The 21046-nt window shown below is 62.4% G+C and carries 20 protein-coding genes; 14 read left to right on the top strand and 6 right to left on the bottom strand.

Features of this window, described 5'->3' with window-relative positions:
• Positions 1-9 precede the first annotated feature (9 nt).
• The 4 genes from MOV80_RS02265 (at position 10) to MOV80_RS02250 (ending at position 4641) form a co-directional block, all read left to right on the top strand.
• Positions 10-1302, top strand: coding sequence for an aminodeoxychorismate synthase component I (locus tag MOV80_RS02265; RefSeq protein WP_118266721.1), 1293 nt, complete (start codon positions 10-12; stop codon positions 1300-1302).
• Complete coding sequence (gene pabC, locus MOV80_RS02260) at positions 1302-2114, top strand: aminodeoxychorismate lyase (RefSeq protein ID WP_019103879.1); 813 nt, start codon at positions 1302-1304, stop codon at positions 2112-2114. Before MOV80_RS02265 ends, pabC begins: the two co-directional genes overlap by 1 nt.
• A 199-nt stretch (positions 2115-2313) precedes the next feature.
• Complete coding sequence (locus tag MOV80_RS02255) at positions 2314-3507, top strand: dicarboxylate/amino acid:cation symporter (RefSeq protein ID WP_039756358.1); 1194 nt, start codon at positions 2314-2316, stop codon at positions 3505-3507.
• Positions 3508-3768: 261 nt separating this feature from the next.
• Positions 3769-4641: an EAL domain-containing protein gene (locus tag MOV80_RS02250; RefSeq protein WP_249604797.1), complete on the top strand. Its 873-nt coding sequence runs from the start codon at positions 3769-3771 to the stop codon at positions 4639-4641.
• Positions 4642-4911: 270 nt separating this feature from the next.
• On the opposite strand, the gene MOV80_RS02245 is transcribed toward MOV80_RS02250, so the two are convergent.
• A complete protein-coding gene (locus MOV80_RS02245) occupies positions 4912-5181 on the bottom strand; it encodes a DUF4936 family protein (protein WP_019103882.1) in 270 nt (89 codons plus the stop codon).
• A gap of 70 nt (positions 5182-5251) precedes the next feature.
• On the opposite strand from MOV80_RS02245, the gene MOV80_RS02240 reads away from it, so the two are divergent.
• Both MOV80_RS02240 and MOV80_RS02235 read left to right on the top strand, forming a co-directional pair.
• Entirely contained in the window at positions 5252-6181 is a 930-nt protein-coding gene (locus MOV80_RS02240; protein WP_231138232.1) for a prephenate dehydrogenase/arogenate dehydrogenase family protein, read from the top strand.
• A 2-nt stretch (positions 6182-6183) separates the two neighbouring features.
• Positions 6184-6933, top strand: coding sequence for an SDR family oxidoreductase (locus MOV80_RS02235; protein ID WP_039756362.1), 750 nt, complete (start codon positions 6184-6186; stop codon positions 6931-6933).
• Here MOV80_RS02235 and MOV80_RS02230 read toward each other — a convergent pair.
• On the bottom strand, positions 6917-7819 hold the full coding sequence (locus tag MOV80_RS02230; protein ID WP_249604796.1) for a LysR family transcriptional regulator: 903 nt from the start codon (positions 7817-7819) through the stop codon (positions 6917-6919). The genes MOV80_RS02235 and MOV80_RS02230 overlap by 17 nt on opposite strands.
• A gap of 222 nt (positions 7820-8041) precedes the next feature.
• Here MOV80_RS02230 and MOV80_RS02225 point away from each other — a divergent pair, with 222 nt between their 5' ends.
• Positions 8042-9184, top strand: a complete 1143-nt coding sequence (locus MOV80_RS02225; RefSeq protein ID WP_240315026.1) for an MFS transporter — start codon at positions 8042-8044, stop codon at positions 9182-9184.
• Between the two features lie 80 nt (positions 9185-9264).
• Here MOV80_RS02225 and mnmA read toward each other — a convergent pair whose 3' ends face one another.
• From mnmA to MOV80_RS02210, 3 genes are read right to left on the bottom strand one after another with little or no spacing between them, the layout of a single operon-like run.
• A complete protein-coding gene (gene mnmA, locus MOV80_RS02220) occupies positions 9265-10341 on the bottom strand; it encodes a tRNA 2-thiouridine(34) synthase MnmA (RefSeq protein WP_345944375.1) in 1077 nt (358 codons plus the stop codon).
• Entirely contained in the window at positions 10338-10886 is a 549-nt protein-coding gene (locus tag MOV80_RS02215) for a hypothetical protein (protein WP_232060522.1), read from the bottom strand. Before MOV80_RS02215 ends, mnmA begins: the two co-directional genes overlap by 4 nt.
• Positions 10887-10917: 31 nt before the next feature.
• Positions 10918-11370 carry an NUDIX hydrolase gene (locus tag MOV80_RS02210; protein WP_039756447.1) on the bottom strand — a complete coding sequence of 151 codons (453 nt, stop codon included), beginning with the start codon at positions 11368-11370 and terminating at the stop codon, positions 10918-10920.
• Between the two features lie 472 nt (positions 11371-11842).
• On the opposite strand from MOV80_RS02210, the gene bfr reads away from it, so the two are divergent.
• A complete protein-coding gene (gene bfr, locus MOV80_RS02205; RefSeq protein WP_019103979.1) occupies positions 11843-12316 on the top strand; it encodes a bacterioferritin in 474 nt (157 codons plus the stop codon).
• A gap of 80 nt (positions 12317-12396) precedes the next feature.
• On the opposite strand, the gene MOV80_RS02200 is transcribed toward bfr, so the two are convergent.
• Positions 12397-14001 carry a YdgA family protein gene (locus MOV80_RS02200; protein ID WP_107732673.1) on the bottom strand — a complete coding sequence of 535 codons (1605 nt, stop codon included), beginning with the start codon at positions 13999-14001 and terminating at the stop codon, positions 12397-12399.
• 240 nt (positions 14002-14241) lie between these two features.
• Between MOV80_RS02200 and MOV80_RS02195 the strand changes: the two genes are divergently transcribed.
• From MOV80_RS02195 to MOV80_RS02170, 6 genes are all read left to right on the top strand, one after another.
• Positions 14242-15405: a fatty acid desaturase gene (locus tag MOV80_RS02195; RefSeq protein WP_233423324.1), complete on the top strand. Its 1164-nt coding sequence runs from the start codon at positions 14242-14244 to the stop codon at positions 15403-15405.
• 186 nt (positions 15406-15591) lie between these two features.
• Positions 15592-16428 (top strand): class I SAM-dependent methyltransferase, encoded by an 837-nt coding sequence (locus MOV80_RS02190; protein ID WP_043592034.1) that lies wholly within the window; start codon positions 15592-15594, stop codon positions 16426-16428.
• A 79-nt stretch (positions 16429-16507) separates the two neighbouring features.
• On the top strand, positions 16508-17884 hold the full coding sequence (locus MOV80_RS02185) for a cystathionine beta-synthase (RefSeq protein ID WP_118266724.1): 1377 nt from the start codon (positions 16508-16510) through the stop codon (positions 17882-17884).
• A gap of 56 nt (positions 17885-17940) precedes the next feature.
• Complete coding sequence (locus MOV80_RS02180) at positions 17941-19086, top strand: PLP-dependent aspartate aminotransferase family protein (RefSeq protein ID WP_249604795.1); 1146 nt, start codon at positions 17941-17943, stop codon at positions 19084-19086.
• Between the two features lie 56 nt (positions 19087-19142).
• A complete protein-coding gene (locus MOV80_RS02175; protein WP_081575707.1) occupies positions 19143-19490 on the top strand; it encodes a RidA family protein in 348 nt (115 codons plus the stop codon).
• Positions 19491-19831: 341 nt separating this feature from the next.
• Positions 19832-21046 carry a M23 family metallopeptidase gene (locus MOV80_RS02170; RefSeq protein ID WP_141113244.1) on the top strand — a complete coding sequence of 405 codons (1215 nt, stop codon included), beginning with the start codon at positions 19832-19834 and terminating at the stop codon, positions 21044-21046.

Genomic DNA, 21046 nt, shown 5'->3' with positions numbered 1-21046 from the left:
ACTTTCTCGATGTTCACTCAGAAACTGGATTTTGCGCCGGACCTGCTGGCGATGCATGCGGCGGATCCGCAAACCTTTCCCTACTTGATGATGTCCTCCGGTGACACCGGCTGGGATCTTTTGTTGCTGGAAGACGGGCGCGAGCTGTTTTACGCGGGCGAAGGCGGCGATTTCCTGCGCCGCTTGGCGGAGTTCAAGCCGCAAGAGGTCGATAACCGCCACCAACTGCCTTTTGTCGGCGGGCATTTTCTTTACCTGGGCTACGATCTGCTGTCCGAGTTCGAGCCCAGCGTGCCCGAAGCGTTGCCGGACAGCTTCCCGCTGGCGGCGTTGGCGCGCACCCCGGCCGCGGTGCTGGTGGATCGCCGCGAGGGCTGCGGCTGGATCGTGGCGGAAAGCGCCGAACTGTGGCAGCGGGCGTTGAGCCTGGTCCAAGCTGCGCCGGTGTTCGCGCCGCGTCCGGTGGCTCTGCGAGGTTTGGAGGAAGATCCGCCGCAGTGGTACACCGACGCGGTCGTCCGTCTCAAGCGCTACATCTACGAAGGCGATGTGTTCCAGGTGAATATTTCGCGCGGTTGGCGCGCCGAGCTGGAAGCCGGCGTGGCCGCCGTCGATCTGTTCTCCGCTCTGCGCCGCGCCAACCCGGCGCCGTTTTCCGCCTTGGCGGACTTTGGCGACGCGCAGATCGTCAGCTCTTCGCCGGAGAGACTTGTGCGGGTGAGCGAGGGATGGGCGGAAACGCGGCCGATCGCCGGCACCCATCCGCGCTCGCTGGACCCGGTGGAAGACGCCGCCTTGAAGCAACGGTTGATTTCCAGCGTCAAGGAGAGGGCGGAGCATGTGATGCTGATCGATCTGGAGCGCAACGATCTGGGGCGTATTTGCCTGCCCGGCAGCGTTGAGGTCAACGAATTGATGGCCGTGGCAAGCTACGCTTATGTCCATCACATCGAATCCAATGTTCGAGGCCGCCTGCGTTCCGGGGTGGGTCCGGCTGACACGCTGCGTGCGTTGTTTCCCGGTGGCACCATCACCGGCTGCCCCAAGGTGCGCACCATGCAAATTATTCGCGAACTGGAAAACAGCGCTAGGCGCGCCTATACCGGCAGCCTTGGCTACCTCAACCGCGACGGCAGCATGGACTTGAACATCTTGATCCGCACTTTCATGCAGGAGGGCGCCTCGCTGCGTTTTCGCGCCGGCGGCGGCATCGTCGCCGATTCCGATCCCGAGCGCGAACTGCAGGAAACCCGCCACAAGGCGCGCGGCCTGCTGCGGGCGCTGGGCGTGGAGCAGGCCTGATGGCGATGCTGATCAACGGCCAGTCCGACGAGAGGATCGCCGCTGCGGATCGCGGCCTGGCCTACGGCGACGGCGTGTTTCGGACGCTGGAGCTGAGAGAGGGCAAGCCCAGGTTGTGGGCGTGGCAATACGCGCGTTTGTGCGACGACGCGCGCAGGCTGCGCCTGCCCCCGCCGGAGGAAAGCTTGCTGCTGGCGGAACTGGCCGCGGCGGGAGACGGCCTGCCGCGCGCTGCGGCCAAGATTGTGCTGACCCGCGGCGCAGGCGCGCGTGGTTATGCGATGCCGGAGGCCCCGTCCTGCACTCGCATCGTCAGCGCCGCGGCCTGGAACGGCTATCCGCCGGAGCGATCTGAACAGGGCGTGACGGCGCGCTGGTGCGAAACCCGCTTGGCCTTGCAGCCGGCTTTGGCCGGCATCAAGCACCTAAACCGGCTGGAGAACGTGCTGGCGCGTTCTGAGTGGCAAGATCCCGCCGTCGCCGAGGGCCTGATGCTGGACATGGAGGGTTGGGTGGCCGAGGGCACGATGAGCAATGTCTACGTGCTGGAAGGCGAAGCGATCGTCACGCCGAGGCTGGACCGTTGCGGTGTGAACGGAGCGGTGCGGGATTGGTTGACCGCGTATTGTTTGGATATCGGACGCTCTTTTACTGAAACGCGACTTTCCACGTCGCGCTTGATTGACGCCGATGCGGTGTTTCTCTCCAATAGCCTGATGGGTATCTGGCAGATTACCCGCTTGGGCGAGCGCAGCTGGACACCTCATCCGCTGCTGAGCGCCCTGCAACACAGCCTGTCGCTTCAAGCCTGAAGGTTGAAGCCTGGCGCCGGGAGGGCAGTTCCCGGCGTTGTCGGCAGGCCTGCCCAGACCGCGTCTGCTTTCTTGTCCAAGCCGCCCTTGCCGGGCGGATTCCATTCTTCCGACTGGCGCGCCGTGTCCGGACCGGGCATGGCGGCAAGCGCATGCGCGGATCGCGAACAACATTAAGACCAAGCTCAGAGAGGTTGCCGTGAAATTGATCCTTAAACTACTGGCCGGCATGGCGGTTGGCCTGGCGCTGGGGCTATGGGCCCCGGATGGGCCGCTGGCCTTGCTGATGACTTTCAAAGCCCTGTTCGGGCAGTTCATCGGCTTTATGATTCCGCTGATTATCGTGTTTTACATCATGAGCGGCATCGCCGCGTTGGAGTCCAACTCCGGCAAGATGCTGGGCTGGACCGTGGGGCTGGCCTATTGCTCCACTATTCTGTCCGGTTTGGCGGCCTTCGCCGTCTCCTCCGGCGTGCTGCCGTCGCTGATTGCTCAGGGCGTGCACGCCACCGATAAGCCGGCGGCGATCAAGGCCTTGTTCACGCTGGAGATCAAGCCGCTGTTCGACGTGATGACCGCCTTGATGCTGGCCTTCGTGTTTGGCCTGGGCATCGCCGTCACCCGCGCGCAGCGCCTCAAGGAAGTGGTGGATCAAGGCAAGGACATCGTCGAACTGGTGTTGGCAAAAGTGCTGATTCCGTTGTTGCCTGCCTATATCGCCTGCGTTTTCGCGGAGATGGCGGCCGACGGCTCCGTGTTCTCCACGCTGAAGACCTTTGGCGTGGTACTGGTGCTGGCCATCGCCATGCATTGGATCTGGCTGACCCTGCTGTACACCGTGACGGGCCTCGCCAGCGGCCGCAACCCTTGGTCTTTGATCCGCAATATGCTGCCGGCCTACCTGACCGCATTGGGTACCATGTCGTCGGCGGCGACGATTCCGGTGGCGCTGCGCTCGGCCAAGCAGATGAAAGTCTCCGGCCCGGTGGCGGATTTCGTAATGCCGCTGTGCGCCACGATCCACCTGTGCGGTTCCACCATCACACTGGTGACTTGCGCCACCGCGGTGATGTTGATGACGGCCGGCCTGGATGTGCCTAGCTGGGATGTGATGTTCCCCTTCATCCTGCTCTTGGGCGTGACCATGGTGGCGGCGCCGGGCGCGCCGGGCGGCGCGGTGATGTCGGCGCTGGGCATCCTGGCCAGCATGTTGCATTTCCCCGAGGCCAGCCTGGCCCTGATGATTGCGCTCTATTTGGCGCAGGATAGTTTCGGCACCGCCTGCAACGTCACCGGCGACGGCGTGATCGCGTTGTGGCTGGACCGCATCATGGGAAGGCCGGCGGGGGAGACGGATGAGACGGAAGCCAAGCCGGCTTCGCAGCAAGCCTGAATTCGACTCATAGATTTATGTGAACTATACAACGAGCATTTAATTATTTTTAGAGATAAAGAGCGCCATGTATATTGAGCGGGTCTTTCTGGCGCAGTAGAGCGCTGGCGGCTTCGGCGGCGCTGTCGCCGGGAAGCCGGCCTCTTTCTGTTTGCCGGTTCAACGGAACCGCATGCAGGTTTCTCTCGTATCCTGTTTGGGCCGAACGATGTTCGGCCCTTTTTCTTGTTTTGGTTTTCTTGGCGCATGCCGGGAGGCGCGATGTCGGCGATGGCGGAGTGTGAGGCGGCGGTTTGGGATCTGGGCGCGCAGCGCGTGCAGGCGGCCTTGCCGCAGCTGAATCAGATGCTGGCGAGGCACGGCTTCGAGGCGGAGCCCTTGTCCTGGCGTGATGAGCGCGTGCGCGGACAGCACGAGGACTGGCGCTTTCGCAGCGTCTTCCAGCCGGTGTTCCGTTTGCAGGACGGCGAGCCGAAGTTGTGGTCGGTGGAGGCGCTGGCGCGGGTGTCGGACCGTTTTGGCGGCCAGCTGATCCCCACGGTGCTGTTCGCCGCGGAAACCACGCCGCGCCGCACCGTGTATGTGGACCGACAGCTGCGCTGTCTGCATCTGCTCAATTTCTTGTTGCAAGCGCCGCCGCCGGGCCTGGTGCTGTCGCTAAACGTCAATGCCCAGCACTTGGTGAATGTCAGCGAGGCGCATGGGCAGTTTTTCGCCGAGGTCTTGCAACTGCTGGGCGTGCAGCCTAGCCATGTGTGCCTGGAGATTGTCGAGGATGCGGTCAGCGATCCGGTGCGGCTGCATGGCGCGGTGCAACGCTACCGCGATCTGGGCTTCCTGATTTCTCTGGACGACTTTGGCCAGGGCGCGTCCAATCTGGAACGGGTGTGGCTGCTGGAGCCTGATTACGTCAAGTTGGACAAGGTGCTGATGCGGCGGGCTTTGATGCGGCCGGCGTTGCGAGACAAATTGGCCGAGTTGGTGGCCATCCTGAAGCTGCACGGGGCCAAGGTGGTGGGCGAGGGCATAGAAAGCGAGATGCAACTGGACATCGCCCGCGCCGCCGGTTGCGACTTTGTCCAGGGATTTCACTTGGCGCGGCCGGCAGATACCCTGAGCTGGCCGATTTCTTAGAACCTGTTCACGATCTGCTGCGCTGCGGCGATACGGCGTTAAAAACAAGCTCAAAATGCTCATGTACCACGTGTACATTCCGCTTTTTCGCTCGTTTTCGCCTTGCCTCGCTCTTGCCCGCGAGATCGTGAACAGGCTCTTAGAACCAGTTCAAAGTCTGCTGTGCTTCGGCGATATCGCCTTGAAAACGGCTGACACGGTGCATGTGCATTTCGAAGGGATACTCACCGTGTCACGCTCCACAACGCGCAGCGGATCGTGAACAGCTCCTTAATCCAGCGGCTGAAACCACTCCTCATGGCGGCTTAAGGCCGCAAGTCCGCATTCGGCGCTGACCTCCTGCCAGATGCGGCGGAAAGCGTCCGCGTCGGCTATCTCCTCATAAACTTCCATCCAGGTGCCGGCGTCGTCGCGTCGACGCAGTAGGCGGCCGGCGACGCCAGCGCGGGCCAGGACGCCGGCTTGCAGCGCCCGCAGCCGCGCAAGCAGGGGCGCGTTGTCCGTGTCGACCTTGAAATAGCAATAAAAACTGTAGCTCATCGGGTGTCCTATGCAGGGCGCGCGCTTGATGCGTCGCAACGGAGTGGTTGTCAGCCAACACTAGGCAGGTATGATAGCCGTTCTAGGTTCCAAGGCGATGGATAGAGGAGAAGCGGTGCAGCAAGGGATGGATACCCTGGTGGTGGTGGGCGTGGGCCTGATTGGCGGTTCGTTCGCCCTGTCGCTGAAGCGCGCCGGGATGGCGCGGCATGTGATCGGCGTCGGCCGCACCCGGGAAAACCTGGAACGGGCGCTGGAACTGGGCGTGGTGGACGAAATCAGCCAGGATTTGGCCGAGGTGGCCGGGCGTGCCGATCTGGTGTTGCTGGCCTCGCCGGTGGGGCAGATGGGCGCGCTGATGGCGGCGATGGCGCCGCGGCTGCGTCCAGAGACGGTCGTTACCGACGCCGGCAGCACCAAGGGCGACGTGGTGGAGTTGTACCGCCGACATTTGCCGGACCAGTTGGCGCATTGCGTGCCGGCGCATCCTATTGCCGGCTCCGATCTATCCGGGGCCGCCGCCGCGCAGTACGGCTTGTACGAAAACCGCAAAGTCGTGCTGACGCCGTTGCCGGAGACCCTGCCTTCCGTCGCCGAGCGAGTGGCGGCGCTATGGCGCGCCTGCGGCGCGGAAATCCACTGCATGACGGCGCAGGAGCACGACGCGGTGTTCGCCACCGTCAGCCACCTGCCGCACTTGCTGGCCTTCGCCTATGTCGACATGGTGGCGGGCAAGGCCGATGCCGAGCGCTGCTTTGATTTCGCCGCCACTGGTTTTCGCGATTTCACCCGCATTGCCGGCAGCCATCCGGAAATGTGGACCGACATCAGCCTGGCCAACCGAGACGCCTTGCTTGAGGAACTCGACCGCTACCGCGCCGGTTTGGACCAATTGCGTCAAATGCTGGCGGCGGGGGACGGAGAGCGCTTGGCGGAGCGTTTCGGCGCGGCGCGCGGCGCGCGCACGCGCTGGCATCAGCAATTCATGCGCAAGGGGTGAAGATGGGCGTCAAAGTGGTGTTGATTACCGGCGCTTCGCGCGGCATAGGCGCGGCGACCGCGCGTCTGGCGGCAGTGGAGGGCTGGCGCGTTGCAGTCAATTACCGCCTTGACCAAACCGGAGCGGAGGCGGTTGTGGCCGAGCTGCGGCAAGCGGGCGCGGACGCCGAAGCGTTTTGCGCAGATGTCTCGCTCGAGGCGGACATCGTGGGCTTGTTCAACGCGGTGGCGGCGCATTTTGGCCGCCTGGACGCGCTGGTCAACAATGCCGGCGTCACCGCGCCGATTGGCCGGCTGGAGGATTACTCGGCGCAACGGGTGGAGCAAGTCTTGCGCAGCAATGTGTTGGGTCCCGTTCTCTGTTGTCGCGAGGCGGTGCGCCGGATGTCCACCCGCCATGGCGGCGTTGGCGGCGCCATCGTCAACGTCTCTTCCGCCGCGTCGCGGCTGGGCTCGGCCGGAGAGTATGTCGATTACGCCGCCAGCAAGGGGGCCATCGATACCCTGACCCTGGGCCTGGCGGGGGAGGTGGCCGCCGAAGGCATTCGCGTCAACGCCGTGCGGCCGGGGCTGATCCATACCGGCATTCATGCCGCCAGCGGCGAGCCCGGCCGGGTGGAGCGCCTGGCCGGCAGCGTGCCGATGGGGCGTGGCGGCGCGGTCGAGGAGGTGGCCGCCGCCATTGTCTGGCTGTTGTCCGACGCCAGCTCTTTCTGTACAGGCAGCTTGCTGGACGTCAGCGGCGGTCGTTGAGCCAGCGCTCGCGCATCAAATTGAAAAACTGGGCCACCAGCGGCGAATCTTCGTCCAGACGGGTGGCCAAGCCCATCGCCAGATAAGCGCCCTCGTCCAACAGCGGCACATAGCGCACGCCGGGGAGCCGCACGCATTCCAGCGGAGAGGGCAGGATGGCGATGCCGAGTCCGGCGGCCACCAGGCCGATTTGGGTGATCGCCTCGCCCGCCTCCTGTCGCGGCCGCCAGTCCATGCCTTGGCGGCGCGCCAGTTCGCGCAGCACCGTATTCAAGCCGGTGCCGGCCTCCTGGGGATAGCCGATCAGGCTCTCCCCGCGCAATTGCTCGAGCCGCAGCGCCGGCAGGCCCGCCAGCGGATGATCGGCGCTGATCACCACCCGCAAAGCGTCCCGCTGCAATTCCACCATCGCGATGTCCGCCATGGGCTCCAGACCGTTGAAGCGCACGAAGCCGATGTCCAGTCGCCGTTGTTGCAAGGCTTGGTATTGGTCTGTGGTGAACATCTCGCGCAGTTTGAGCCGCACCTCCGGAAAGCGCTGGCGATAATCGTGCAAGCCGGTGTGAAGGATGGGGGACAGCGGCAAAGAGGAGGTGAAGCCTATGCTCAACTCTCCGATTTCGCCGCGCGCGGCACGCCGGGCTTCCATCGCGGCCAGTTCCGCGTCGGCCAGAATGCGTTGGGCGCGGCCCAGGAATTGGCGGCCGGCCTCGGTCAGCTCCACCTTGCGCTGGTGGCGGCGCAGCAGCCGCACGCCCAGTTCGGACTCCAGGGCCTGGATCTGCTGGCTGAGCGGAGGCTGGCCAATGTGCAGGCGCTGGGCCGCGCGGGTGAAGTGGAGCTCCTCGGCAACCGCAACGAAGTAGCGTAGATGGCGTAGTTCCATGATTGATATTTTAAAAGTATCAAATGATATTTAAATATATATTGGACTGCGTTTTCGGCCAAGACGTAAGCTCAAAGCCATATTTCGTATTGAAAGCTTTTCATGTCCGCCGATTCGCCGTCTCCTTGCCTTCGCGCCCTTGCGCCGCCACCGTCCGAACCCAGCTTTCCCCCGGCCAAATTGCATGCAGGCACCCCAGAATTTCGCGCCACCGCGCGAGCCATGTTTGTCGGCGGCTATTGCACCTTCGCCATGCTTTACGGCGCGCAGCCGCTGATGCCGATGTTCGCTCAGGAGTTCACCCTGTCGCCGGCCGCCTCCAGCGGCGTGGTGTCGCTGGCCACCGGCAGTCTGGCCCTGAGCCTGATTCCCGCCGGCCTGCTGGCGGATCGCCTGGGCCGGCGCCCCTTGATGAACGCGGCGCTGGCGCTGGGCGCGCTGCTGATGTTGCTGTCTGCGCTGGCGGACAGCTTCCAGCATCTGCTGTGGCTGCGCGCGGCGTTCGGGGTGGCTCTGGCCGGCTTGCCTGCGGTGGCGATGACCTATTTGAGCGAAGAGGTGGACGCCAAGTCACTGGGCCACTCTATGGGCCTGTATATCGCCGGCAATGCGCTGGGCGGGATGAGCGGCCGTTTCATCGCTTCCTTGCTGGCCGATCATCTAGGCTGGCGCTGGGCGTTGCTGACGCTGGCCTTGCTTGGCGTGGCGGGGGCTTGCTTGTTCTGGCGCAATCTGCCCCCGTCGCGTCATTTCCAGCCGCGCAGGCATGATTTCGGCCGCATGTGGCGGGAAGCCAAGGGCTTGTTCCGCGATCCAGGACTGCCCTGGTTGTTCGTCAGCGCCTTTTTGTTGTCCGGTTGTTTCGTCAGCTTGTACAACTATTTGGGTTTTCGTCTGCTGGCCGCGCCGTTCAATATGAGCCAGAGCTTGTTGGGGCTGGTGTTTTCGCTGTATATCGTCGGCGTCTGGTCATCGGCCTGGGTAGGCAAGTTGTCGGACCGCCTGGGCCGGCGCAATGTGCTGTGGCTGATGGTCCTGTCCATGTTGCTGGGGCTGGGCTTGACCCTGAGCGACCGCGTGACGCTGCTGGTAGCCGGCATCGCCTTGTTCACCTTCGGTTTTTTCGCGGGTCATTCGGTGGCCAGCAGCTGGGTGGGGCTGCGGGCGCGGCAGGGGCGGGCGCTGGCCTCGGCCATTTATCTGAGCGCCTACTATCTGGGCTCCAGCTTGGTGGGGTCTTTGTCCGGCCTGATGTGGGGGAGGGGCGGTTGGCAAGGCGTTGCCGCGGTGCTGGCGGCCAGCCTGGCGGCGATGCTGGCGATCAGCCTGGGCTTGAGGCGGCTGCAGCCCTTGCCGCAACCTTGAGCCTGAAAGAAAAAGCCCTGCGGCTTGGCACAGGGCTTTTTCATTGTGCAGTCGGCACGCAGCGGACTTTGAACCGCTTCTTATTGGATGATGCCGCCGCCCAAGCAGACATCGCCGTCGTACAGGACCGCGGACTGGCCGGGGGTGACCGCCCATTGCTTGTCGCGGAAGGTCAGCGTGGCCTGGCCGTCGACGATGGCGGATAGATTGCAACTGGCGTCGGCCATGCGGTAGCGGTTCTTGGCGGCGTATTCGCCTGCCGCCGGCGGCGCCGGCAGCGTCCAGCTCAGGTCAGCCATCGCCAAGGCGGGCTTCAGCAGCAGCGGGTGGTCATGGCCTTGCACCACGATCAGCTTGTTGCCGAGAATGTCCTTGCCGGCGACGAACCACGGTTCGCCGGTGCCGTCGCGTGCGCCGCCTATGTTCAGCCCCTTGCGCTGGCCCAGGGTGTAATACATCAGGCCGATGTGCTCGCCCACCACCTTGCCGTCCGGCAGGATCATCTCGCCGGGCTTGGTGGGCAGATAGCGTTTCAGGAACTCGCGGAACGGCCGCTCGCCGATGAAGCAGATGCCGGTGGAGTCCTTCTTGGCCGCGGTGGGCAGGCCGGCTTCCTCGGCCAGCTTGCGCACCTCGGTCTTGCGGATGTCGCCTAGCGGGAAAATGGCCTTGGCCAGCTGATGTTGCTGCAGCCGGTACAGGAAGTAGCTCTGATCCTTGGTGTGGTCCACCGCCTTCATCAGGTAGTGGGTGCCGTCCTGTTCCAGCTTGCGCGCGTAGTGGCCGGTGGCGATGCAGTCGGCGCCCAGTTCCATCGCGTAGTCGAGGAAGGCCTTGAACTTGATTTCGGCGTTGCACAGCACGTCGGGATTGGGCGTGCGGCCGGCGGAGTACTCCTTCAAGAAGTAGGAGAACACGCGGTCCTTGTACTCCTTGGCGAAGTTGACGATTTCCATGTCGATGCCGACGATGTCGGCCACGCTCATCGCGTCCAGCGCGTCCTGTTTGATCGAGCAGTACTCGTCGTCGTTGTCGTCTTCCCAGTTCTGCATGAAGACGCCGATCACCTCGTGCCCCTGCTGCTTCAGCAGCGAGGCGGTCACCGAGGAGTCCACGCCGCCGGACATGCCGACGACAATTCTTTTCTTACCCGTCACGGGGAATATCCTTCCATCCAAATATCGAGGGCAAGCACCACCGGGGCTTGCCCAAAGTCCTTGAACCAGCTGTCCACCGCCCAGTTCTGGCCGGAGAGCATGTCGCGCAGCACCGCGGTGTAATGCAGGTCGAGCAGGCGCGGCGCGCGCCAGGCCGGTTTGCCCACCGTGTGGTATTGCAGCCAGCCGTGATCCTGCAGATAGGTGAGGAAGGTGGTGACGTTGCTGCTGTGGTCCACGCAGTCCATGCGGCCTTCGGCGGGCCCGTCGCGGAAATTGCCGCCCTTGTCCTGCCAGATCGGCAGCGTGCGCGCGGCGATGTGGTAAAGCGCGGTGACGGCGTCGCTGACGGCGGAACGTTCGGTTTCCGGGCTGTCGGCGGCGGACAGGCGGGCGGCCAGCCAGGCGTCGGCCTCGGCGGAGATGTCTACGTAGGCATGTCTGGAACAGCCGTAATGGTAGCAGATATTGATGGCGCTGGCTTGCGCGGCCCATGGGAAGGCGGCCAGCAGAGCCAATAGGAAAGACAATGATCTCAAGGACATGCCGGCTCCGGGCGGTGGGCTGAGGCGGCCGCTAACGGCCCAGATGGTGGATCAGCGACAAGGGGTGGCGCTTGCCGGCGCGGTAGTCGTCCAGGCATTGCTGCACCACTGGGCTGCGATGCTGGCCGCGCAGCGCGACGATGTCCTCGTGGCTCAGCCATTGCGCGGACAGGATGCCCTCGTCCAGCCGCGGATAGTCCTCGCGGCGCAAGGGGTGGCCGTAGAAGGCGAAGCGCAGATAGGTGATGTCGCTGTTGGGACGGTCCACCAGGTAAATGCCCACCAGGCCCAAGGGCCGGAAGTGCCAGCCGGTTTCCTCCAGCACTTCGCGCTTCACCGCGTCTTCCAGCGTTTCGCCGTATTCCAGATGGCCGGCGGGCTGGTTGAAGCAGATGCCGTCGCTGGTCAGCTCCTCCACCATCAGGTAGCGCCCGTCCAGCTCAATGACTGCCGCAACTGTCGCATTTGGTTTCCACTGCGTCATGGTCTGCGCTTTCTTGTTGACAATGATTCTTGTTTGAATCTATATTCTTGATAACGATTCTCGATTACTTTAACTCAATCACGAGTTAATTCACCACCGGAACTGCCATGTACGTTTGCCTCTGCCACGCCGTAACTGACAAGCAAATCCGCGAAGCGGTGCACAACGGCGCGACCCGCATGTGCGATCTGAGCCGCGAGCTTGGGGTGGCGACCGATTGCGGCAAATGCGCCTGCATGGCTAACCAACTTCGCAAGGAGGCTGTCCACGCGCTTGGTCCGGCTTCGACCGCGCGCAGCGCCGCTTAATTCCTGACCCCCGCCTGTTGCTTAGTCTCGGCCAAGGCCGGGCGAACTGCAAATCCCCCACGCACCGCATCAAGCGGGGCGAAGTCCCTTATTTTGGCTTTGACAACTTGAGACTGGCGCGCGCTATGTCATAATGGAAGAATCATTTCTTCCCGGAGAGCGCGATGCAAGGCGATAAAAAAGTTATCAAGTATCTGAACCAGATCCTCAAGAACGAACTGACCGCGATCAACCAGTACTTTTTGCATGCCCGCATGTACAAGAACTGGGGTTTGAAGAAACTGAACGAGCACGAATACCACGAGTCCATCGATGAGATGAAGCATGCCGACGCGTTGATCGAGCGCGTGCTGTTTCTGGAAGGTTTGCCGAATCTGCAGGATCTGGGCAAGTTGCATATCGGCGAGAATCCGAAGGAAATGCTGGAATGCGACTTGAAGCTGGAAATGGACGCGCTGCCGGTTTTGCGCGAAGCCATTGCCTACTGTGAAAGCGCCAAGGACTATGTGACCCGCGACTTGCTGGAAGACATTCTGGAGAGCGAGGAAGAGCATGTGGACTGGCTGGAGACGCAGCTGGGCTTGATTGAAAGCGTGGGACTGCAGAACTACCTGCAAAGCCAGATGCACGACGATTAAACGCGGCCAGGTTTCGACCGGGTCGGAAAAGAAAAAGGGCTGTCGCAAGACAGCCCTTTTTGCGCGCGGCGTCCGCCGCCTTATTTCTTTTTGTCCGTATTCTTGTCGGCGCTGGGCTGGGAAGCGTCACGTGGGGGTTCCACCTCGGCTTCCTCCCAAGGCAGGGCCACTTTCTTTTTATTGATGGTCAGCACGCCGCCGCCGTAATTGAGTTCGGTGTTGAGCTGGCCTTTGTCCTCCACGAGGTACTGTTCGCTCTTCCACTGCGCCAACTGGCTGTCCAGCAGGTTCTTGGCCAGGTCTTCCACTTCCTTCATATTGGGCTGGTCTTCGGCGCTCTGGTCGACGGTGAACAGGGTGCGCGCCTGGGCGATCACTAGGTCTTCCAGCGTCTGGCGCGGCAGGCTGAGCTTGGCGTCCACTTCGAAGCGCCTGATGAACTGCGCGGCGTCGTTGAGATCGGCCGGCTGCAGGCCCTTGACGCCCAGGCTGCCTTCCAGCTTGGCTTCGCCGTTGGGCATTTTCAGGTAGAACTCGTTGATCACCAGTTTGGGGTCGTTCTGCAGCAGCGGAATCCCGTTCTTCTTGATGGTGTCGATGTATTGCTTGCGCAGCAGCGCCGGGTCCACGCCTTCGAAGGGGATCTGACCGATGGCCTGGTCCAGCTTGACCAGCGTCGGGCCGTGCAGATGGTTGGCCGAAATGTCCAGGCGCATCGGACCGTAGCGGTGGTCGTTGAAGTTGAACTCGGCAAAGTTCAACTTGCCGCGGGTGTTGACGTAGTCGTCCTGCTCGCTGGTGACGATCTGGTAGCGGAAATCCTTCAGAGTCACCGCGGACGGCTTGAATTCGCCGGAGGGGTTGATGAATTCGCCGACGCGCACGCGGGTCATCAGATAGACCAGCTCATTGAGCTTGATGCTGTAGGGCACGCTTTCGCGCGAGTTGAGCCGGACATTGCCCACGGTCAGCTCGCTGGTGCCCAGCTTGACGCCGGTGCTGCCCGGGCGGATGTCGGAAACGTAGCGCACGCCGTCGAAGGCGACGGTTCCCTTGCTGGCGGCTTCCAGCAGGAAGCCGGGCGACAGCGCCTCGGTCTTGTATTCCTTGTAGCCGTTGGCGTAGTCGAGCTTCAGGTCAAAGCCCTTCCATTTCATCTTCACGCCGGACAGCGCTTCCTCATAGTCGAAGGCCGGAACCTTGACGTCCAGTTCGCCGCCGCCGCCGAAGCCCAGACGGTTGAAGATGGTGATGGGTTCCTTGTCGCCGAAGAAGCTGGCCAGCGTCTTGCGGGTGGAGTCGCTCATCGCGAACTCCGTGCGCACCAGCGCACGGCCGGGCCGGAAGTCGAAATCGCCGATGCCGGGAAGGGGGCCGTGCTTGACGTGGTTGGTGAACTTGATGGTGGCGTTCAACAAGGGCTTCACATTGTCGGGCAGCATGTTTTCATACGGGCCGGACAAGTGGCGGTTGAACACCAGTTCTGTGGTTTCCGTGGAGGAGAACCAACCGCGTTGGTAGCTGTGGGATTTGACTTTGAACAGCGGCAGGTCGGCCAGCATCTTGTGCTGTTCCTGCAAGGTCTGCTCCGCCTTGACGCCGGCCCACAGGGTTGCGCCTCCATACAGAACGAACAGGCCACCGAGGGTGGCGCCGGCAATGATCAGACGACGATTTGGCAACACTAGCGCTTTTTCTTAACTAGGATGGAATGAGGCCCTATGGTACACCATCGTCCGCCGCTTGCGTTACTGCCGGCGAGTGAACCCAAGGGCGCTGGCGGGGTCCAAACTCGCGTTTGCGGCGGATGGATAATCGGCGAAAACGCAAAACGGTCTGACATTGGCGGACCGCTTGTATAGAATAGAGTCTTTCTTCTAGTTTGATTTACGAGGCGCGATTAGTACATGAATTGGATAAACGGCGTGCTTGACCTCCCCTGGTGGGGCTATATCGTGGTCGCTTTGGCGCTGACCCACGTCACCATCGCAGCGGTCACCATCTTTCTGCATCGTCACCAAGCGCACCGCGCGCTCGATTTGCACCCCATTCCCAGCCACTTCTTCCGCTTCTGGTTGTGGCTGACCACCGGCATGGTCACCAAACAGTGGGCCGCCATCCATCGCAAGCATCACGCCAAGTGCGAGACTGCGGATGACCCGCACAGCCCGCAGGTCTTGGGCATCAAGAAGGTATTGTGGGAGGGCGCGGAACTGTACCGCGGCGCCTGCAAGGATCAGGCCATCATGGACAAGTTCGGCCACGGCACCCCGGACGATTGGCTGGAACGCAATGTCTACACTCGTCACAGCGCCAAGGGCATCGTGCTGATGCTGCTGATCAATCTGGTGTTGTTCGGGCCTATTGGGCTGACGATCTGGGCGGTGCAGATGATCTGGATCCCGTTCTGGGCGGCCGGCGTCATCAACGGCATTGGCCACTTCTGGGGCTACCGCAACTTCGAGAACGAGGACGCGTCCACCAATATCTTCCCCTGGGGCATCCTGGTGGGGGGCGAAGAGTTGCACAATAACCACCATACCTTCGGCACCTCGGCCAAGCTGTCGTATAAATGGTACGAGTTCGACATCGGCTGGATGTATATCCGCATTCTGGAAATCCTGGGTCTGGCCAAGGTGCGCAAGGTGGCGCCGCGCTTGGCCGAGGACGCTTCGCGTCCGCAATTGGATCTTGAACATTTGCAGGCCATCATTTCCAACCGCTACGCCATCGCTTCCCGTTACGCGCGTGAGTTGAAGGAGGTGTATCGCAGCGAGTTGGACAAGATCAATCTGCCGGACTTTTCCGGCAGCAAGCTGAGCCGCAAGATGAAAGTGTGGTTGAAGCAGGACGCCAAGGACACGCCGGAAACCGAGCGCATGCAGTTGGCCGCTTTGATGGAACACAGCCAGGTGCTGGCCACGGTGTATTCGATGCGTCAGGAGCTGACCCGCTTGTGGGAGCGCTCCACGCTGAGCCGCGAACAGCTGCTCAAGGAGCTGCAGGACTGGTGCACCCGCGCCGAGGCTTCGGGCATCGCCGCCTTGCAGCGTTTCTCGATAAGCTTGCGGCAGGCCGCAATGGTTTAAGCCGGTTTGATTCGATAAAAACCCGCAGCGTGCTGCGGGTTTTTTTGCGTCCGCGCGGGTTGGCAACTATGCTTTTTGCATGCCAATTAGATTTGTTTTTTATATAAAAATAAGAAATAAAATTTATATTTGTAATAATATTTGGAAATATAATGGACCATCTTGATGCAACTATGCGAGATGGACATGGCTACACTGCAACTGACCGACGGGGCGAGCGAGCTGCCCTATATTCATGGTTTTTCCGCTACCGAGCAGGCGCGTTTGGTGCGCCAGGCGCGCTTCTCAGAATCCGTCGTGTACCGGGACATCGATTTCTCCGGCGTCGGCCAATTGCTGGAAGTAGGGTGCGGCGTCGGTGCGCAGACCGAGATTCTGCTGCGGCGCTATCCTGATCTGGAGGTGACCGGCGTCGACTTCAGCCAGCGTCAATTGGCTGTGGCCCGCCAGCGTCTGCAAGGCAGCCCATGGCAGGACCGTGCTCGGCTGCTGCATATGGATGCCGAGGATTTGGACTTCCAGCCGGCCAGCTTCGACGCCGCCTTCCTGTGCTGGGTGCTGGAGCATGTATTGTCGCCGGAGCGGGTGTTGGCCGAGGTGCGTAGAGTCTTGAAGCCTGGCGCTCGGCTCTACGCCACCGAGGCGATGAACGCCTCTTTCTTCCTGTCGCCTTATTCCTCCCATCTGCAGCAATACTGGCTGGCTTTCAATGATCATCAACTGGCGGTAGGAGGGGATCCCTTCGTTGGCGCCAAGCTGGGCAATATGCTGCTGCGGCTGGGTTTCCGCCATGTCGAAACCCAGGTCAAGACCTGGCATCTGGACAGCCGCGACCCGCACCGCCGACAGCAAGTGCTGGACTATTGGACCGAGCTGTTGTTGTCGGCCGCGGATCAACTGATCGAGGCCGGACGAGTGGACGCCGCGCTGGTGGCGGCGATGACGCGGGAACTGCGCCAATTGCGCAGCAATCCGGAACTGGTGTTTTTCTATAGTTTTCTGCAAGCCACCGCCGTGGTGTGAAGCGGCGGTTTTTTTACTCTCTATATAACTAAAAGTTTTTAAAAATAATATTTATATGCGGTAGCTAGGAGATTTCAATATGCAAGACCAATCCGTTTTGTCCTTGATCGGCAATACGCCGCTGGTAAAGGTGGCGCATCTGGACACCGGCCTGTGCGAGCTGTATTTGAAACTGGAAAGCCACAATCCGGGCGGTTCGATCAAGGACCGGGTGGCGTTGTCGATGATTGCCGCGGCCGAGCGCGAAGGCAAGCTGAAACCGGGCGGAACCATTGTCGAGGCCACCGCCGGCAACACCGGTTTGGGGTTGGCGCTGGTGGCTTCGCAAAAAGGCTATCGGCTGGTGCTGGTGGTGCCGGACAAGATGAGCCGAGAGAAGATTCTGCATCTGCAGGCCTTGGGCGCGGAAGTGGTGCTGACCCGGTCCGACGTGGGCAAGGGGCATCCGGAGTATTACCAGGACTTGGCCGCGCGTATCGCCAAGGAAACGCCGGACGCTTATTACATCGACCAGTTCAACAACCCGGCCAATCCGCTGGCGCATGAAACCGGCACCGGTCCGGAGATCTGGGAACAGATGCGCCACGAGCTGGACGCGGTGGTGGTGGGCGTGGGCTCCAGCGGCACGCTGACTGGCCTGACGCGCTTTTTCAGCCGCGAGGCGCCGCAGGTGGAACTGGTGCTGGCGGATCCGGTGGGCTCGGTATTGGCCGACCATGTTGAAACCGGGCGGCACGGCGAGGCCGGCAGCTGGCTGATCGAAGGGATAGGCGAGGACTTCATCCCGCCGCAAACCGATTTCAGCCTGGTCAAGCGCGCTTATCGCATCAGCGATCAGGAAAGCTTCGACAGCGCCCGCCTTTTGCTGAGCCAGGAGGGCATTCTGGCCGGATCCTCGTCCGGAGCGCTGCTGGCGGCGGCCTTGCGTTATTGCCGCGCCCAAAGCGAGCCCAAGCGGGTGGTGACGCTGGTGTGCGACAGCGGCAACAAGTATCTGTCCAAGATGTACAACGACGATTGGCTGGTGGACAACGGCTTGGTGGAGCTGCCGCGGCTGGGCGATCTGACCGACTTGATCGTGCGCCGCCATGCCGACGGCAGCACCGTTTCCTGCCACCCGGACGAGCCCTTGAACGTGGTGTATCAACGCATGCGCCTGCACGATGTGTCGCAGTTGCCGGTGCTGGCCGACGACAAGGTGGTCGGCATTCTGGACGAGTGGGATTTGCTGCTGTCAGTGCACGGCGAGCCGGAAAACTTCCGTCAGAACGTGCGCAGCGCGATGACCAGCGAGGTGCGCACCCTGTCGCCGCGGGCTTCTTTGCAGGATCTGCTGCATATTTTCAACGACGGCCACGTTGCCTTGATGGTGGACGGCGAGCGCTATCTGGGCCTGATCACTCAGGCCGACCTGCTGGCTTTCTGGCGCCGTCAGCCGCGCTCGCGCTCCGTTTAGTCCTAATTAAGCGCCGGTCCGAACGGGACCGGCCATCCGTATTGAAAGTAAACGCCATGACCGATTTCAACACTTTATCCATCACCGCCGGACTGCATCAGGACGCCTTCGGCGCGGTGATTCCGCCCATCTACGCCACCTCCACTTACCGGCAGTACGCGCCGGGCGAACACAGCGGCTACGAGTATTCACGTTCGCAGAACCCGACGCGCGAAGCCTTGGAGCGCGCTTTGGCGGAGCTGGAAGACGGCGTGCGCGGCTACGCCTTTCCCTCCGGCCTGGCGGCCATCGCCACGGTGCTGGAGCTGCTGCCGGCGGGCAGCCACCTGATCGCGGTCAACGATCTGTACGGCGGTACTTATCGGTTGTTCGAGCAGGTGCGCAAGCAAAGCGCTCAGCTGGAGATTAGCTATGTGGCGTCGGAGGACTTAGAGGCCTTGCAGGCGGCGATCCGACCGAACACCCGCATGATTTGGGTGGAAACCCCGTCCAATCCGCTGAACCAGCTGGTGGATTTGGCGGCGGTGGCCGAGCTGGGACGGCGGCACGGCCTGATCACGGTGGCGGATAACACCTTCGCCTCGCCGGTGGTGCAACGGCCGCTGGCTTTCGGTTTCAACATCGTCGTCCATTCCGCCACTAAATATCTGAACGGTCATTCCGACGTGATCGCCGGCGCGGCGGTGGTGAGCCGGCGGCGGCCTGAGCTGGCCGAGCAGCTGGCTTTCCTGCACAACGCCGTCGGCGCGGTGCTGGACCCGTTCGCCAGTTTCTTGGTGTTGCGCGGCTTGCGCACGCTGGCCTTGCGGGTGGAGCGCCACAACAGCAACGCGCTGGCGGTGGCGCGCTGGCTGGAAGCCCAGCCGCAGGTGGAGCGGGTATTGTATCCGGGCCTGGCCAGCCATCCGCAACATGAGCTGGCGCGCAGGCAGATGCAGGGTTTCGGCGGCGTGGTGTCTTTCTATTTGAAAGGCGACGCCGAAGAAACGCGGCGGGTGCTGGCGCGTTTGAAGTTGTTCACGCTGGCGGAAAGCCTGGGCGGAGTGGAGAGCCTGGTGTGCCTGCCGGCGGCGATGACGCATGCGTCGATTCCGCTTGAACGTCGGCGCGAGCTGGGCATTGCCGATAATCTGATCCGTTTGTCGGTGGGCATCGAGGGCGAGGCTGCGCTGATCGAGGACTTGCGTCAGGCATGGCAATAGCCTGCGCGGCCGGGTTAGAATCTTTGTCTTGATCCGACTCACCAAGGGGAATCCGCATGAGCATTTATCGTCACAAGCAAGGCGCGCGTCTGGCAGAAGCCGTGGTCACCAACGGCCTGATCTTCCTGGCTGGCCAGGTGCCGGAAAACACCGGCGCCGACGCCAAGGCGCAAACAGAAAACGTGCTGGGCCAGATCGACGCGCTGTTGGCGGAGCTGGATTCGGACAAGAGCAAGATCGTCGACGTCACCATCTTCTTGGCCAGCCTGGCCGATTACGATGCGATGAACGCCGCCTGGGACGCCTGGGTGCCGGCTGGAAGCGTGCCTGCGCGCGCCACGGTGGAAGCCAAGCTGGCCAATCCGGCCTGGAAAGTGGAAATCAAGCTGGTGGCCGCACGCTAAGAACGTGTTTACGATCTCGCGAGCTAAGGCGAGACAAGGCGAAAGCGGCTGACAAAGCGGAATGTACGCGCGTTAGATGAGCATTTCGAGGCCGATTTCATGACCCTTTCTATCCATCCCGCCGACGCGCAGCAGATCGTAAACAGGTTCTAAGAGGCCCTTGCCGCCGCCACCGCCCACGTCATGCGACGTGGGCTTTTTTATTGATTTTTGTAGGCTGTCTGCTGGGCCAAAGGCCAGCAGGAAATAAGAACGGGTCTTTCTATAACCCTATGGTTCGCGGCGTAATGTCATTGGCATTGCGTCGCTTTGGTTTTTCCCAACCAGGAATGGAGCCCAAAATGAAACAAGCAGCTCTAATGATGGCGGTATTGGCAAGCTTGGCCGGCGGCGCGCAGGCGGAATCGAAGCAGCCGGACCCGCTGTTGCGTCAGGCGGCGGCCAAGGCCTTGCAGCCCTTGTTGCCGCTGGCCAAGGGGGAGGCGCTGGATATGCTGGTGGAGGTCAACCGCGACAGCGAGGACGGAGGCTGGGTGCTGGGGTCGGTAACCCAGCCCCTGCCGACGATGACCACGATCGCGGCGATGGATCATGTGCCGGTGTCCAGGCTGTTCCTGGCGCGCCGCGACGCGCAGGGCTGGACGCTGGAACTGGAAGGCAGCCCGGGCTTCGCCGCGATGCTGAGCCTGGCGCCGGCCGATTGGCTCAACGCGGACGAGCGCCGCGCCTGGGGCAGCCAGTCGGCCAGGCCGGGCTTGCCGTTCGCGCCCAACGCCACCGGTCTGGGCCTGCCGTGGCGGCAGGGCGCGGCCTGGCGCATGACCGGCGGCCCGCACGGCTATAGCGGCGAAAGCCAGCCTTACGATTCCATCGATTTCGCCGGCGGAGACGGCAGGGTGCTCGCGCCGCAGGCAGGGGTGATCTACAAGAGCTGCGTGCGCGGCGGTAGCGGCTTGGTCAAGCTGGTGCACGACAACGGCTTCTCGTCCACTTACTACCATATGATCAATCTGAACACGCTGGCGGACGGGACGCGGGTCAATCCGGGCGCTTATCTGGGCACCATCGGCAATGGCCTGCCTTGCGGCGGCAGCACCACCGGCCCGCATGTGCATTTTTCCTTGTTGTATCAGGGCCGGGCCGAGCCGGTGAACGGTAAGCTGTTCGGCGGCTGGCAGTTCTTCGCCGGCAACCGCGCTTACCAAGGGTACGCTTTGCGCAACGGGACGCGGGTCAATGTAGGCGGCCTGCTGAACAACTACGGCGGCGGCGCGCCCGCGGGCGCCAGTGGAGTGGCGACGCCGGCGCAGGGCGAGGGGAGGGTGAATCTGCGTAGCGCGCCTAGCCTGAGCGCCGGCGTCACCGGCACGGTCAATCGTGGAGAGAGCGTCGCTTTGCAGTGCCATGTGCGCGCCGAAGCGGTGGAGGGCGTATGGGGCCGCACCGATGTGTGGAACCGCACCCGCGGAGGCGATTGGATCAGCGACGGCTTCCTCGACACAGGAAGCAACGGACCGGTGGTGCCGCTGTGCGCGTCGGCCAGCCGGCCCTGGTGA

Source organism: Chromobacterium sp. IRSSSOUMB001 (genome assembly GCF_023507765.1).
In the GTDB taxonomy this organism is placed as follows: domain Bacteria; phylum Pseudomonadota; class Gammaproteobacteria; order Burkholderiales; family Chromobacteriaceae; genus Chromobacterium; species Chromobacterium haemolyticum.
This window is presented reverse-complemented; position numbering and strand designations above follow the sequence as displayed.

What these genes read in the sequence shown, in the direction of transcription:
- MOV80_RS02245 (WP_019103882.1), bottom strand. Translation starts at nt 5,181, where the DNA reads ATGAGCTACAGTTTTTATTGCTATTTCAAGGTCGACACGGACAACGCG.
- MOV80_RS02265 (WP_118266721.1), top strand. Translation starts at nt 10, where the DNA reads ATGTTCACTCAGAAACTGGATTTTGCGCCGGACCTGCTGGCGATGCAT.
- pabC (WP_019103879.1), top strand. Translation starts at nt 1,302, where the DNA reads ATGGCGATGCTGATCAACGGCCAGTCCGACGAGAGGATCGCCGCTGCG.
- MOV80_RS02250 (WP_249604797.1), top strand. Translation starts at nt 3,769, where the DNA reads ATGTCGGCGATGGCGGAGTGTGAGGCGGCGGTTTGGGATCTGGGCGCG.
- MOV80_RS02215 (WP_232060522.1), bottom strand. Translation starts at nt 10,886, where the DNA reads ATGTCCTTGAGATCATTGTCTTTCCTATTGGCTCTGCTGGCCGCCTTC.
- MOV80_RS02190 (WP_043592034.1), top strand. Translation starts at nt 15,592, where the DNA reads ATGGCTACACTGCAACTGACCGACGGGGCGAGCGAGCTGCCCTATATT.
- MOV80_RS02230 (WP_249604796.1), bottom strand. Translation starts at nt 7,819, where the DNA reads ATGGAACTACGCCATCTACGCTACTTCGTTGCGGTTGCCGAGGAGCTC.
- MOV80_RS02240 (WP_231138232.1), top strand. Translation starts at nt 5,252, where the DNA reads ATGATAGCCGTTCTAGGTTCCAAGGCGATGGATAGAGGAGAAGCGGTG.
- MOV80_RS02225 (WP_240315026.1), top strand. Translation starts at nt 8,042, where the DNA reads ATGTTTGTCGGCGGCTATTGCACCTTCGCCATGCTTTACGGCGCGCAG.
- MOV80_RS02235 (WP_039756362.1), top strand. Translation starts at nt 6,184, where the DNA reads ATGGGCGTCAAAGTGGTGTTGATTACCGGCGCTTCGCGCGGCATAGGC.
- MOV80_RS02185 (WP_118266724.1), top strand. Translation starts at nt 16,508, where the DNA reads ATGCAAGACCAATCCGTTTTGTCCTTGATCGGCAATACGCCGCTGGTA.
- MOV80_RS02175 (WP_081575707.1), top strand. Translation starts at nt 19,143, where the DNA reads ATGAGCATTTATCGTCACAAGCAAGGCGCGCGTCTGGCAGAAGCCGTG.
- MOV80_RS02170 (WP_141113244.1), top strand. Translation starts at nt 19,832, where the DNA reads ATGAAACAAGCAGCTCTAATGATGGCGGTATTGGCAAGCTTGGCCGGC.
- bfr (WP_019103979.1), top strand. Translation starts at nt 11,843, where the DNA reads ATGCAAGGCGATAAAAAAGTTATCAAGTATCTGAACCAGATCCTCAAG.
- MOV80_RS02180 (WP_249604795.1), top strand. Translation starts at nt 17,941, where the DNA reads ATGACCGATTTCAACACTTTATCCATCACCGCCGGACTGCATCAGGAC.
- MOV80_RS02210 (WP_039756447.1), bottom strand. Translation starts at nt 11,370, where the DNA reads ATGACGCAGTGGAAACCAAATGCGACAGTTGCGGCAGTCATTGAGCTG.